The organism is Massilia sp. 9I, from assembly GCF_902506415.1.
Classification (GTDB): domain Bacteria; phylum Pseudomonadota; class Gammaproteobacteria; order Burkholderiales; family Burkholderiaceae_D; genus Telluria.
The window spans coordinates 546,545-558,656 of record NZ_LR733275.1 but is presented as its reverse complement, the minus strand read 5'-3'; the positions used below and the strand labels follow the sequence as shown (position 1 = coordinate 558,656).

Genomic DNA, 12,112 nt, shown 5'->3' with positions numbered 1-12,112 from the left:
TCGTTCTAGTGAAGCAAGCTCGTCGGTAACGAAGACTATTGTAGTGAGTAAATTTTTCCGATGCTCAATTATTTTCGTTAGCGAACAGCAAATATTAAGATTTAGTAAGAAAGTTGGGCGACGTTGCCGGGTTTTCTCGACAGTTAGCGCAACTGTTTTCTAGGAAATAAAAAATTCTTTTGAGAAATTGATGTGCTGCGGCAACAGCCTGACGTTGCTGTACAACGACGCCGCGGCCCTTTCGACAAGGCATGGATGCATACCGTGATTCGCTTGACCACACCCGGGCAAGCAGGGAAGATGAACACATGCGAAATCTCATCCTTATCCTCCTGCTGGGCTGTGCTGCCTGCACGACCCAGGCCCAGGATCCGGGGCGCAAGGGAGCCCCGACGGCGCAGGCCCCGGCAACGGGCGACACCCTGGCGCGCATCCGCGCGACCATCGGCGACGCCAGCTGCACCCATTCGGGCCAGTGCCGAACGCTGCCGATCGGCGCCATGGCTTGCGGCGGCCCGGAAAGTTACCTGCCGTATTCCGAGTCGCGTACCGACGAGAAGACCCTGCGTGCCCTCGGCGAACAGTACAAGGCCGAGCGCCAGGCCCAGAACAAGGCCAGCGGCCTGATGTCGACCTGCCGCTACATGACCGATCCGGGCGCCGTCTGCACCAGCGGCAGCTGCGTGCTGGGCGCTTCCTCGCCTGCGGCGCCGTCGTCCCCGGTCGCGCGCTAAACCCGTCACACTGTGTTCGCCTGGCGTCATTCGCGCTCTGCGGGAGCGCAAAGGCGCCGGCGGTGCATGGCAAAAAATAAAGAGTTGTTGTCTTGGTGTTGAGCGGCGTGGTAGCCTTCAACGCTGAGCTTTTCGTACGTGCAATTAGGAGTCGGTCGATGTATTCAGTACTGAAACAGCGCGCCCCGTCGCGTGTTGCCGCATCAGGATTCACCCTGCTCGAACTGCTGGTCGTGATCGTCATCATCGGCCTGCTGGCAGCCTACGTCGGCCCCAAGTATTTCTCCCAGCTGGGCAAGTCCGAAGTGACGGTCGCCAAGGCGCAGATCGAAGCCTTCGACAAGTCGCTCGACACCTACCGCCTCGACGTCGGCCGCTATCCGAGCGCCGAAGAAGGCCTGAACGCCCTGATGGCCGCGCCGCCCAGCGCCGGCGCCAAGTGGAACGGTCCCTACCTGAAGAAAGGCGTGCCGCAGGATCCGTGGGGCCGTCCTTACCAGTACCGTTCGCCGGGCACCAAGGGTGAGTACGAAATCCTCTCGCTCGGCAAGGATGGCCAGCCGGGCGGTACCGGCGACAACGCCGACATTTCGTCGAACTGAACGCCGTCGCCTCAGTACGCAATCATTTACCGCCGGGCCCGCCTTCATGCAGTTTGCCGTTCGCACCCTTGCGCCCGACATGTCGATCTCGAACCTGGTCGTCGATGCCGCCGACGCGCTCGACGCGCGCCGCCAGGTCGAGGCGCGTGGGCTGTTCGTCAGCGCCGTCGAGCCGGCGCGCGCCAATCCCTTCGCCGGTCTCGGCCGCCGCGGCGGCGCCAAGCTCTCGCTGGTCCTGTTCAGCCAGGAGCTGCTGGCCCTGCTCAACGCGGGCCTGGGCATCGTCGAAGGCCTGGAAGCCCTGCTCGAAAAGGAAGCCAATCCCGGCGCGCGCGGCGTGCTCGAGCGCCTCTTGGGCGGCCTGCGCGAAGGCAAGCGTTTTTCCAGCGTGCTGGCCAGCCAACCCGATTTGTTCCCGCCGCTGTACGTCGGCATCGTGCGCGCCGCCGAAGGCACCAGCGACCTGCCGCGCGCCCTGTCGCGCTACATCGATTACCAGCAGCGCATCGACACCGTGCGTTCCAAGATCGTCAGCGCCTCGATCTATCCCGTCATCCTGCTGCTGGTGGGCGGCGGCGTGAGCGGCTTCCTGATCGGCTACGTGGTGCCGAAGTTCGCCGAGGTCTATCAGGGGGCAGGGCGCACGCTGCCCTGGATGTCGCAGCTGCTGCTCGACTGGGGCCAGTTCGCGGGCGCCCACGGCAGCGCCATCGCCGTCAGCGCCTTGCTGCTCATCGTCGGCGCCGTGCTGGGCGTGCGCCACTTGCTGCGCAGCGGCGGCATCAACCGCCTGCTGGTGCGCCTGCCCGGCATCGGCGAGCGCGCCCGCATCTACGAACTGTCGCGCCTTTATCTCACGCTCGGCATGCTGACCGAGGGCGGCATCACCATCGTCGGCGCCATCGAGACCGTGCAGCCGATGGTCTCCGGTAACGTGCGCAAGGGCCTGGCGCAGGCGCGCGCCGCCATCGAATCGGGACAGCCGCTGTCGAATGCCTTCGAGGCCCACGGCCTGACCACGCCGATCTCGCTGCGCATGCTGCGCGTGGGCGAGCGCACCGGCGACATGGGCCCGATGCTGACCCAGTCGGCCGCCTTTTACGACGGCGAGATCACGCGCTGGATCGACCGCTTCACCCGTACCTTCGAGCCTCTCCTGATGGCGGCGATCGGCCTGGTGGTGGGTGCGATCGTGGTGCTGCTCTACATGCCGATCTTCGACCTTGCCGGAGACATGTCATGAGCGAGGCCGCCAACACGAACCTGCTCGACCCAGGCCTGCTGGCGCGCGCGCGCGCCCTGGCCCAGCAATCGCGCCGCGGCCTGGTGGCCGAACTCGAAGGCTTGACCGGCCAGGAGCCGCGCCAGATCGTGCGCGAACTGGCCGCACCCTTCGCCCTGCCGGTGATGGAAACCGCCGCCATGCTGGCCCAGTCTCCCGCGTTCGACCTGCTGCCGCTGGCCGGCGCCATGTCGCGCCACTGCGTGCTGCTGCGCGATGCGTCAGGCCACCTGACCGGGGTGCTGTCCGATCCTTTTGATCTCGACCTGCAGACCTGGCTTGGGGCGCAGGCGCGCGCCACCGCCAGCCGTCCGCTCGACCTGTGCCTGGCGCTGCAGTCCGACATCCAGGCCTACCTCTCCAAGCAGGAAGAATCCGCGCGCGCCGTGGACAGCCTGGTGGGCGGCGACGGCGAAGCCCGGCGCGACGGCAAGACGGCACAAGTGCTGTCCTTCGCCTCGGTCTCGGAAGGCGGCAGCCCGGCGGTCAAGCTGGTCAACTCCACGCTGTACGATGCGCTGAAGGCGGGCGCTTCCGACATCCACCTGGAAAGCACGGCCGGCGGCCTGGCGGTCAAGTACCGCGTCGACGGGGTGCTCGACCATGCGGCCACGGTGGGCGGCATCGAGCTGGCCGAACACATCATCTCGCGCCTCAAGGTGCTGGCCGAACTCGACATCGCCGAACGGCGCATTCCCCAGGACGGCAGCTTCCGGGTCGAATCGGGCGGGCGCGACATCGACCTGCGCGTCTCGATCATGCCCAGCATCCACGGGGAAGATGCGGTGATCCGTATCCTGGACAAGCGCGCCATGATCGAATCCTATGGCGCGCTCACGTTAGAGGCGCTCGGCTTCGACGCGCCTTCGCTCGCGACCCTGCGCACGCTGGCCCAGGAAGCCTACGGCATGCTGCTGGTGACGGGGCCGACCGGTTCCGGCAAGACCACCACCTTGTACGCGGCGCTCACCGAGATCCACAACGGGCGCGAGAAGATCATCACCATCGAGGACCCGGTCGAGTACCAGCTGCCGGGCATCCTGCAGATCCCGGTGAACGAGAAGAAGGGCCTGACGTTCGCGAAGGGCCTGCGCTCGATCCTGCGCCACGACCCGGACAAGATCATGGTCGGCGAGATCCGCGACCGCGAGACCGCCGAGATCGCGGTGCAGTCGGCGCTGACCGGCCACCTGGTGCTCACGACGGTCCACGCCAACAACGTGTTCGACGTGTTCGGGCGTTTTACCCACATGGGCATCGACCCCTACGCCTTCGTGTCGGCCCTGAACGGCATCTGGGCCCAGCGCCTGATCCGCATGAACTGCCCGCACTGCGCCGTACGCTACGAGCCGGATGCGGCGGAGCTGGCCACGGTGCACCTGGAGCGCGAGGAGGCCCGTGACTACGTCTTCATGCGCGGCAAGGGCTGCGGCGACTGCCGCGGCACCGGCTACCGCGGGCGCCGCTCGATCGCCGAGATTCTGACCCTTAACGACGAGATCCGCGAACTGATCGTCGACAAGCAGCCGATCCGCCGCATCAAGGCCGCGGCCCACGCCAACGGCACCCGCAGCCTGCGCCTGGCCGCGCTCGACCTGGTCAAGCGCGGCGCCACCACCATCGAGGAGATCAAGCGGGTGACCCTCCATGCGTAGGAAATTTGGACAGTCCCTGCGCCTCGGCGTCGCCGCCGACGGCCTCGCGCTGCTGCGCGTGAGCGGCTGGCCGCGTGCGGGCGCCGAGGTGCTGGCGCTGCAGCCGGTCGAAGCCGGGGCGCCCGACGCCCTGGCGAATGGCCTGCGCGCGCTGTGGGCCGAGGTCAACCCGCGCGGTTGGCCCCTGAGCGTGGTGCTGGCCGACGACCTGGTGCGCCTGTGGCAGGTGCCGCCGCCGCAGGGCGCGACGCGCCTGGCCGACCTGCACGCGGCCGCCGCACTGCGCCACCAGAGCCTGTTCGGCGCGCCCCCGCTCGAATGGCGCATCAGCGCCGACTGGAACGCCACGCGTCCTTTCCTGGCCGCCGCCGCGCCCGAAGGCTTGCTGGCGCTGCTGGAAAGCCTGGCGCGCGAACAGCGCTTCCACCTGGTCGAGGTGGCGCCGCAGTTCGTCGCCGCCATGAACGCCTGGCGCCGCGAACGCCGGCCAGGCGCCTGGTTCGGCCTGGTGCACGGCGGCGTGCTGTCGGTCGCCGCCTATGAAGGCGCGGCGCTGGCCGCAGTGCGCACCGCCGTGATCCCGGCTGGCGCCGACCGCGACTGGCTGGAAGCCCACGTGGCGCGCGAGGCGCTGCGCGTGGGCGTGGGACGGCCCGAACGCCTGCAGTTGTGCGGCGCGGCCCCGAGCGGCTGGGCCAGTTCCGCGGGCCGCCTGAAGTTCGCCTGCACCTTGCTGGAAGACGACAGCGCCGACTGGCCGCTGCACGTGCGCCTGGCCCGCACGGGAATGGAGCCATGAAGCGCACCCACATCGATTTCGCCCCGCGCACGTTGCGCCGTACGCTGTTCCGAGTGCCGCCGCGCGCCTTCGGCTTCCTGTTCGCGATCGCCGGCTTGTGCTTCGTGCTGGCTTCCCAGGTCATCAGCTACCGCGAAGAGCGGGAGCAGCTGGAAGCACTGCAGGCTGCGATCGCGGCGCGCTCGAATGCCGTGCGCCCGCTGCCGGTGGCGGCCACGCCGAAGACCACCATCCCCGACGCCCAGGCCCAGGCCGTGAACGACGCCGTCATGCAGCTCAACCTGCCGTGGCGCGACCTGGTCGAGGCGGTGCGCGCCGCGACGCCGTCGAATGTGGCCCTGCTGGCGCTGGAACCGGACGCCAAGCGCCGCAACCTGCGCATCACGGCGGAAACGAAAAACAGCGACGACATGCTGGCCTACGTGGCGCAGATGCAGGAGCAGGGCTGGTTCGCCAGCGTCAACCTGGTGCGCCACGAGATCGCGGAGCAGGAGCCGAACAAGCCGCTGCGTTTTCAAATCAGCGCACAGTGGGGCGGCCAATGAAGGCTATGCACCTGTCCTCCCTGTGGCTGCGCCTGGTCCTCGCGCTGCGCCGGACGAACCCGGTCATCGCCGGCGCCACCGCGCTGGCGTTGGCGGTGGTGGTGGCGATGGGCTTCATGTTCCATGCGCTGGTCGATCTCGATGCCGACTATGCCGCGGCGCGCCGGCAAGCTGCCTTGCCGCCGCCGGCCCTGGGTGCGGTGGCCGCCCCGCCGCCGAGCGCGGACCAGAACCTGGCGCAGTTCTACGGCGCGCTGGGTGAACGCGCGACCGTGGACCGCCAGCTCAAGACCCTGTTTGCGCTGGCCGAGAAGAATGGCCTCGCCCTGCGCCAGGGCGAATACCGCGCCGCGCAAGACCGCGCCGGACGCTTCCATACTTATCAAATTACGCTGCCGGTGACGGGGCGCTACGCCGCCATCTGGCAGTTCGGCTTCGATGCGCTGCGCGCACTGCCGCATGCTTCGCTCGACGACGTGGGTTTTCGCCGCGACGCGATCGGCAGCGAGACCGTGGAGGCGCGCCTGCGCCTGACGCTCTACCTATCGGCCACCCCGGGAGTGCCGCAATGAAGCCGCGCCATATCGCGATGGGCGCGGCGCTGGTGGTGGCCGCGGCGCTGGTGGTCTTCGGCGACAACACGCCCGAGGACGTGGTGGCCGAGCCGGTGGAGCGCGCCGCAGCGCCGGTGGCCGTCGCGCCGGCGCGGACCGACAGCGCGTCTGCCGCCAAGGAAAAGGACAAGGCCGTCGCCATCCTGCGCCTGGTGCCGCGCGAGGTGCTGATCGGCGACAGCGACGACCGTTTCAACCAGGGCGGGAATGGCGTGTTCGCGCGCCAGGACTGGACCCCGCCGCCACCGCCGCCGCCGCCGGCCCAGCCGGCGCCGCCGCCACCGCCGCCGAGCGCGCCGCCGCTGCCGTTTACCTTCATCGGCAAGTCGCTGCAGGACGGCGCCTGGGAGATCTACCTGGCGCGTGGCGAGCGCACCTATCTCGTCCGCGACGACACGGTCATCGACGGCACCTACCGCGTCGACGCGATCAAGCCGCCCGTGCTGACCCTGACCTACCTGCCGCTGAACCAAGTTCAGCAGCTCAATATTGGAGTATTCGACTGATGGTTCGTATCCGCAAACTCGTGCTGGCTGCCGGCTTCGGGGCGGTGCTGCTTGCCGGCTGCGCCGGGCAGCGCGCCTACCGGGAAGGCAATGCGCTAGTCGCGCAGGACCAGGTCGCGGCCGGGCTGGTGAAATACCAGGAGGCCGTCACCGCCGACCCGGCCAACCCCGAATACCGCGCCGCCTACCTGCGCGCACGCGATAGCGCGGCCGAGCGCCTGGTGAAGCAGGCCGAGGCCTCACTGGCGGAAGGGCAGACCGAGCTGGCGCTGCAGGACTACCGCCGCGTGCTGGCCTTCGACCCCGCCAACGAGCGCGCGCGCGCCGGCCTGCGCCAGGTGGAAAGCGACCGCCGCCATGCCGGCATGCTGGAGGCGGCCCGCGCCGCCTTCGACAAGGGCGACCTCGATGGCGCGCGCCAGAAGCTGTCCGCGATCCTGACCGAGCGGCCGGGCCACGAGCCGGCGCGCCTCCTGATGCTGGAAGTCGACGAGAAAAGCAACGCAGCGCCCACCGGCGAAGCAGCGCTGGCCGCGGCTTTCCGCAAGCCGATCAGCCTGGAATTCCGCGATGCCCCGATCAAGCAGATTTTCGAGATCATCTCGCGCCACTCGGGCCTGAACTTTGTGTTCGACAAGGACGTCAAGGCCGACCAGCGCAGCTCGATCTTCCTGAAAAACAGCACTGTCGAAGCCGCGGTCTACTACCTCCTGATGACCAACCAGCTCGAGCGCCAGGTCATGGACAGCAACACCATCCTGATCTACCCGAACGTGGCGGCCAAGCTGAAGGAATACCAGGAGATGACGGTCAAGACCTTCTTCCTGGCCAACGCCGAAGCCAAGAACATCGCCAACACCCTCAAGACCATCCTCAAGTCGCGCGACGTGGTGGTAGACGAGAAGCTGAACCTCGTGATCATGCGCGACAGCCCGGAGGCGGTGCGCGTGGCGAGCCAGCTGGTGGCGCTGCAGGACGTGCCGGAGCCGGAAGTCATGCTGGAAGTCGAGGTGCTCGAGATCAAGCGCAGCCGCGTCACCGACCTCGGCATCCGCTGGCCGGGCGCGATCTCGTTCTCGCCGCTGGCCAGCCTGGATGGCGACCCGATTACGATCAGCCAGCTGCGCGGCCTGAACAGCCGCAACGTCGCCACCGTCAGCGAGCTGTCGGCCACCGTTAATGCCAACAAGACCGACGGCGATTCGAATACCCTGGCCAATCCGCGCATCCGCGTGCGCAACAAGGAAAAAGCGAAGGTCGTCATCGGCGACAAGATCCCGAACATCTCGACCACGATCTCCTCGGGCGTGGGCGGCTTCGCTTCCGAGTCGGTCAACTACGTGGACGTGGGCCTGACCCTGAACGTGGAGCCGACCATCTACCTGAACAACGAAGTCGGCATCCGCATCTCGCTCGAGGTCAGCACCCTGGGCGAATCCGTGACCACCCGTTCCGGCACCGTGGCCTACCGCATCGGCACCCGCTCGGCCACCACCTTCCTGCAGCTGAAGGATGGCGAGAACCAGGTGCTGGCTGGCCTGATCAGCAACGAAGACCGCTCCGGCGCCAGCAAGCTGCCGGGCATCGGCGACTTGCCGATCGTCGGCCGCCTGTTCGGCAGCGTGCGCGATTCGAACGACCGCACCGAGATCGTGCTGTCGATTACGCCGCGCCTGATCCGCACCGTGCAGCGTCCGCCGGCGGCCGCCTCCGAGTTCGGCGCCGGCACCGACGCCAGCTTCCGTCGCCGCCCCGACAGTGTGGCGCGCGCACCGGTGACGCAAGTTGCCGCACCGGCGGCCCGTCCGGCCGTCGCTGCGCCGGCGCCGGTCAACGGCGCCGCTCCGGCCGTGCCGGAGCCAAGCCCGGTCGGCACCCCGGCGTCGCCCGTCTCGGTGCCGCCGTCGCAGCTGCCGGTGACGCCGCAGAGCGGTTCGCCGCAATCCGGTCCGCCGCCGGCCGTACCAGCGCCGAACATCCAGGTGATTCCGGTCGCGCCGCCGCCTCCCGCGACGCCTCCCGCGTCGTCCACCAACCAGCAGTAATGGCCAAGCGCGGCTTCACCCTCATCGAGCTGCTGGTCACGCTCGCGATCCTGGCCTTGCTGGGAACGCTGGTGGTGCCGGTGGCCCAGGTCACGGCCCAGCGCCGCGACGAGGTGGAGCTGCGCCGCGCATTGCGCGAGATCCGGGCCGGCATCGACGCCTATAAAAAGGCGAGCGACGAAGGCCGCGTGGCCAAGGCCGCAGGCGCCACCGGCTATCCGCCGCGCCTCGAGATGCTGGTGGAAGGCGTGCGCGACCTGCGCAGCCCGAAGCAGGCCCAGATCTACTTCATGCGCCGCCTGCCGCGTGACCCGTTCAGCCCGGACCCGGCCGCGACCGACGCCGAGACCTGGGGCAAGCGCAGCTACGCCAGCGAGCCGGACGAGCCGAAGGAGGGCGAGGACGTCTACGACGTGTACTCGCGCTCCGAAAAGCCGGGCCTGAACGGCATCCCCTACAACAAGTGGTGAACACCATGAGCTTCCCGCGGCGCCTGCGCGCCTTCACCCTGATCGAACTGCTGGTGGTGCTGGGCATCGTGGCCCTGCTGCTGACGCTGGCCGTGCCGCGCTTCTTCCCCAGCATCGACTCGACCAAGGAGACGATCCTGGCCGAGAACCTGCGCAATGCACGCGCGATCATCGACCAGTACAAGGCCGACACCGGGCGTTATCCGGATTCGCTGGACCAGCTGGTCGAGAAAAAATACCTGCGCGAGCTGCCGATGGATCCGATCCTGGAGTCGCGCGAAGGCTGGGTGGTCGAGCCGCCGCCGGAAGGCGAGCAGGGCGAAGTCGGCAACATCCGCAGCGGCGCGCCGGGCAACGACCGCAAGGGCAAGCCGTACGCGGAGTGGTAGTCGTGAACCCGCGCCTGCGGCCGCGCCAGGCCGGCTTCACTTACCTCGGCCTGATCATCTTCGTGTTCATCGTCGGCCTGGTCGGCGCCGCGACGCTCAAGATCGGCGCGCTGCTGCAGCGCGCCCATACGGAAGAAGAGCTGCTGGAGATCGGCTACCAGTTCAGCGCCGCCCTGAAGAGTTATGCCGATGCCACGCCGCGCGGCCAGCCGCAACAGCCCTTGAGCCTGCAGGAACTGCTGCGCGACCCGCGCTTTCCGAACCCGCGCCGGCATCTGCGCAAGATCTTCGTCGACCCGGTGAGCGGCAAGGCCGAATGGGGGCTGGTGCGTGCGGGAGAGGGCGGGCGCATCCTGGGCGTGCACAGCCTGTCGCAACTGGCGCCGCTGAAGGTGGGGAATTTCGACAAGCGCTTCCCCGGCTTCGACAAGCGGGAGCACATCGCGGACTGGAAGTTCATGGCGGAGCTGTCGGGCGCCGGCGCGCCGCAGGCGCCGGGGACGCTGCCGCCGAGGATTCCGGTGCCGATGCCCGGCAGCGCGCCGCAGCCTGGCACGCCCGCGCCGCCACCGGCCCAGCCGCCGCCGCAGCCGCCGCAAGCGGAACCGGAGCCGCCGAAAGAGGAGCCGCCGGCGGAAGAACCACCGGCCGAGGACAAACCCGCCGAGCCACCGGAAGAACCGAAGCCGCCGGCGGAACCGACGACCCAGTCGCAGGAGTCCGGCCGTTAATGCGGGGCCGCTAACGCTTACTTGGCGCGGCGCTTGAAGTCGCGCGGGCGGAAGCCGAGCAGCAGCAGGATGGCGAAGTAGGCCAGCGCCGCGGCGCAGATGATCGCCGCCAGCGCACCGGCGCGCAGCAGCGGCGTCGCGCGCAGCGCCACCCAGTCGAACTGGGCCTGGCCGAACCAGGAAACCAGCCCCATCACCGTGACCGCCACCAGCACCCTGAGGAAGAACTTGCCCCAACCCGGCTGCGGCACGTAGATCTGGCGGCGGCGCAGGCCGGTGTACAGGAAGGACGCGTTGATGCAGGCGCCCAGGCCGATCGACAGGGCCAGGCCAGCCACGCCCAGCAGTGGCACGAACACGAGGTTCAGCAACTGGGTGACGACCAGCACACCCACCGCGATCTTGACCGGCGTGCGCACTTCCTGGCGCGCGTAGAAGGCCGGCGCCAGGGTCTTGACCAGGATGAAACCGAGCAGGCCGGCGCTGTAGGCCATCAGCGGCAGCGAAGATGCGCGCACGTCGGCGGCATCGAACACGCCGTAGTGGAACAGGGTGGCGATCATCGGCACCGCCAGCGTCGCCATGCCGACCGAGGAGGGCAGGGCCAGCAGGAAAGTCAGGCGCAGGCCCCAGTCCAGCAGCGAAGAGTATTCCTGGGTGTCGCCTTCGGTATTCGCCTTGGCCAGGCTCGGCAGCAGGATGGTGCCCAGCGCCACGCCCAGCAGGGCGGTGGGGAATTCCATCAGGCGGTCGGCATACTGCAGGGCGGTCACCGCGCCGGCGGCCAGGCTGGCCGCGATGGTGGTGTTGATCAGGAGGCTGATCTGGGCAGCCGACACCGCGAACACGGCCGGGCCCATCTTGCCGAGCATGCGCCGCACGCCCGAGTCGCGCAGGCCGGTGAGGGGATTGAGCGAGATGCGCGGCAGCATGCCGAGCTTGACCAGCGAAGGAATCTGCACCGCCACCTGGGCGATGCCGCCGACGCAGACGCCCACGGCCATCGCGTAGATCGGCTGCTCGAACCAATCGGCCAGCACCAGGGCCGAGACGATGAAGGAGATGTTCAGCAGCACCGGGGTGAAGGCTGGAATCTTGAACTGGCGCCAGGTATTCAGCACGCCGCTGGCCAGGGCCACGAAGGCCATGCAGGCGATGTAGGGGAACATCATGCGGGTCATGACCACCGCCGCGTCGAAGGCGGCCGGTTCGCGCTGCAGGCCGCCGCCGATCAGGTAGATCAGCACCGGCGCGGCGACGATGCCCGCAATACTGGTCAGCACCGTGGACCAGACCAGCACCGTGGCGACGTGGTCGACCAGGGTCTTGGTCGCATCTTGACCGTGCTTGGTCTTGTACTCGGTGAGGATCGGCACGAAGGCCTGCGAGAAGGCGCCTTCGGCGAACAGCCGGCGCAGCAGGTTGGGCAGGCGGAAGGCGATGTTGAAGGCGTCAGTGAAATTCGAGGCGCCGAAGGTGGCGGCAAACAGGCTGTCGCGCAGCAGACCGGTAACACGGGACACCATGGTCATGCTGGAAATTGCGGCGAGGGTACGGAGCAGGTTCATGGCGGGGGATTATACTTGGGCAATAGTCCCCGCACGTGCCCTGGCGAGACAATTATGCATTTATGAATTGCCCTGATCCGTTTGTTTCGCTATAATCGTGGGCTGTACTGAATTCTGTTAGCAGACACTAATCGTTGGGCAGGCACAAGAAGAGCCGGTTTCACTCGCTAAT

The 12,112-nt window shown here is 68.0% G+C and carries 13 protein-coding genes; 12 read left to right on the top strand and 1 reads right to left on the bottom strand.

Annotated elements, in window-relative coordinates:
• Positions 1-308: 308 nt before the first annotated feature.
• From GV068_RS02525 to GV068_RS02470, 12 genes are all read left to right on the top strand, one after another.
• Positions 309-734 carry a hypothetical protein gene (locus tag GV068_RS02525; protein WP_229463613.1) on the top strand — a complete coding sequence of 142 codons (426 nt, stop codon included), beginning with the start codon at positions 309-311 and terminating at the stop codon, positions 732-734.
• 158 nt (positions 735-892) lie between these two features.
• The gene (gene gspG, locus GV068_RS02520) at positions 893-1,336 is read left to right on the top strand and encodes a type II secretion system major pseudopilin GspG (RefSeq protein WP_159695850.1); all 444 of its coding nucleotides are present in this window, start codon (positions 893-895) and stop codon (positions 1,334-1,336) included.
• Positions 1,337-1,382: 46 nt separating this feature from the next.
• Positions 1,383-2,579 carry a type II secretion system F family protein gene (locus GV068_RS02515; RefSeq protein WP_159695849.1) on the top strand — a complete coding sequence of 399 codons (1,197 nt, stop codon included), beginning with the start codon at positions 1,383-1,385 and terminating at the stop codon, positions 2,577-2,579.
• The gene (locus GV068_RS02510; protein WP_159695848.1) at positions 2,576-4,273 is read left to right on the top strand and encodes a GspE/PulE family protein; all 1,698 of its coding nucleotides are present in this window, start codon (positions 2,576-2,578) and stop codon (positions 4,271-4,273) included. Before GV068_RS02515 ends, GV068_RS02510 begins: the two co-directional genes overlap by 4 nt.
• Positions 4,266-5,072: a hypothetical protein gene (locus tag GV068_RS02505; protein ID WP_159695847.1), complete on the top strand. Its 807-nt coding sequence runs from the start codon at positions 4,266-4,268 to the stop codon at positions 5,070-5,072. Before GV068_RS02510 ends, GV068_RS02505 begins: the two co-directional genes overlap by 8 nt.
• Positions 5,069-5,617, top strand: coding sequence for a PilN domain-containing protein (locus tag GV068_RS02500; protein ID WP_159695846.1), 549 nt, complete (start codon positions 5,069-5,071; stop codon positions 5,615-5,617). Before GV068_RS02505 ends, GV068_RS02500 begins: the two co-directional genes overlap by 4 nt.
• Positions 5,614-6,189, top strand: a complete 576-nt coding sequence (locus tag GV068_RS02495; protein WP_229463611.1) for a hypothetical protein — start codon at positions 5,614-5,616, stop codon at positions 6,187-6,189. Before GV068_RS02500 ends, GV068_RS02495 begins: the two co-directional genes overlap by 4 nt.
• The gene (locus GV068_RS02490) at positions 6,186-6,737 is read left to right on the top strand and encodes a hypothetical protein (protein WP_159695845.1); all 552 of its coding nucleotides are present in this window, start codon (positions 6,186-6,188) and stop codon (positions 6,735-6,737) included. Before GV068_RS02495 ends, GV068_RS02490 begins: the two co-directional genes overlap by 4 nt.
• Positions 6,737-8,782: a secretin N-terminal domain-containing protein gene (locus tag GV068_RS02485; RefSeq protein WP_159695844.1), complete on the top strand. Its 2,046-nt coding sequence runs from the start codon at positions 6,737-6,739 to the stop codon at positions 8,780-8,782. The genes GV068_RS02490 and GV068_RS02485 overlap by 1 nt, the downstream gene beginning before the upstream one ends.
• Positions 8,782-9,252, top strand: coding sequence for a type II secretion system protein (locus GV068_RS02480; RefSeq protein ID WP_159695843.1), 471 nt, complete (start codon positions 8,782-8,784; stop codon positions 9,250-9,252). The genes GV068_RS02485 and GV068_RS02480 overlap by 1 nt, the downstream gene beginning before the upstream one ends.
• A 5-nt stretch (positions 9,253-9,257) precedes the next feature.
• Complete coding sequence (locus GV068_RS02475) at positions 9,258-9,641, top strand: type II secretion system protein (RefSeq protein ID WP_159695842.1); 384 nt, start codon at positions 9,258-9,260, stop codon at positions 9,639-9,641.
• Positions 9,642-9,643: 2 nt separating this feature from the next.
• Positions 9,644-10,372, top strand: a complete 729-nt coding sequence (locus GV068_RS02470) for a type II secretion system protein (RefSeq protein ID WP_159695841.1) — start codon at positions 9,644-9,646, stop codon at positions 10,370-10,372.
• 17 nt (positions 10,373-10,389) lie between these two features.
• On the opposite strand, the gene murJ is transcribed toward GV068_RS02470, so the two are convergent.
• The gene (gene murJ, locus GV068_RS02465) at positions 10,390-11,940 is read right to left on the bottom strand and encodes a murein biosynthesis integral membrane protein MurJ (RefSeq protein WP_159695840.1); all 1,551 of its coding nucleotides are present in this window, start codon (positions 11,938-11,940) and stop codon (positions 10,390-10,392) included.
• Positions 11,941-12,112 lie beyond the last annotated feature (172 nt).

What these genes read in the sequence shown, in the direction of transcription:
- GV068_RS02525 (WP_229463613.1), top strand. Translation starts at nt 309, where the DNA reads ATGCGAAATCTCATCCTTATCCTCCTGCTGGGCTGTGCTGCCTGCACG.
- gspG (WP_159695850.1), top strand. Translation starts at nt 893, where the DNA reads ATGTATTCAGTACTGAAACAGCGCGCCCCGTCGCGTGTTGCCGCATCA.
- GV068_RS02515 (WP_159695849.1), top strand. Translation starts at nt 1,383, where the DNA reads ATGCAGTTTGCCGTTCGCACCCTTGCGCCCGACATGTCGATCTCGAAC.
- GV068_RS02510 (WP_159695848.1), top strand. Translation starts at nt 2,576, where the DNA reads ATGAGCGAGGCCGCCAACACGAACCTGCTCGACCCAGGCCTGCTGGCG.
- GV068_RS02505 (WP_159695847.1), top strand. Translation starts at nt 4,266, where the DNA reads ATGCGTAGGAAATTTGGACAGTCCCTGCGCCTCGGCGTCGCCGCCGAC.
- GV068_RS02500 (WP_159695846.1), top strand. Translation starts at nt 5,069, where the DNA reads ATGAAGCGCACCCACATCGATTTCGCCCCGCGCACGTTGCGCCGTACG.
- GV068_RS02495 (WP_229463611.1), top strand. Translation starts at nt 5,614, where the DNA reads ATGAAGGCTATGCACCTGTCCTCCCTGTGGCTGCGCCTGGTCCTCGCG.
- GV068_RS02490 (WP_159695845.1), top strand. Translation starts at nt 6,186, where the DNA reads ATGAAGCCGCGCCATATCGCGATGGGCGCGGCGCTGGTGGTGGCCGCG.
- GV068_RS02485 (WP_159695844.1), top strand. Translation starts at nt 6,737, where the DNA reads ATGGTTCGTATCCGCAAACTCGTGCTGGCTGCCGGCTTCGGGGCGGTG.
- GV068_RS02480 (WP_159695843.1), top strand. Translation starts at nt 8,782, where the DNA reads ATGGCCAAGCGCGGCTTCACCCTCATCGAGCTGCTGGTCACGCTCGCG.
- GV068_RS02475 (WP_159695842.1), top strand. Translation starts at nt 9,258, where the DNA reads ATGAGCTTCCCGCGGCGCCTGCGCGCCTTCACCCTGATCGAACTGCTG.
- murJ (WP_159695840.1), bottom strand. Translation starts at nt 11,940, where the DNA reads ATGAACCTGCTCCGTACCCTCGCCGCAATTTCCAGCATGACCATGGTG.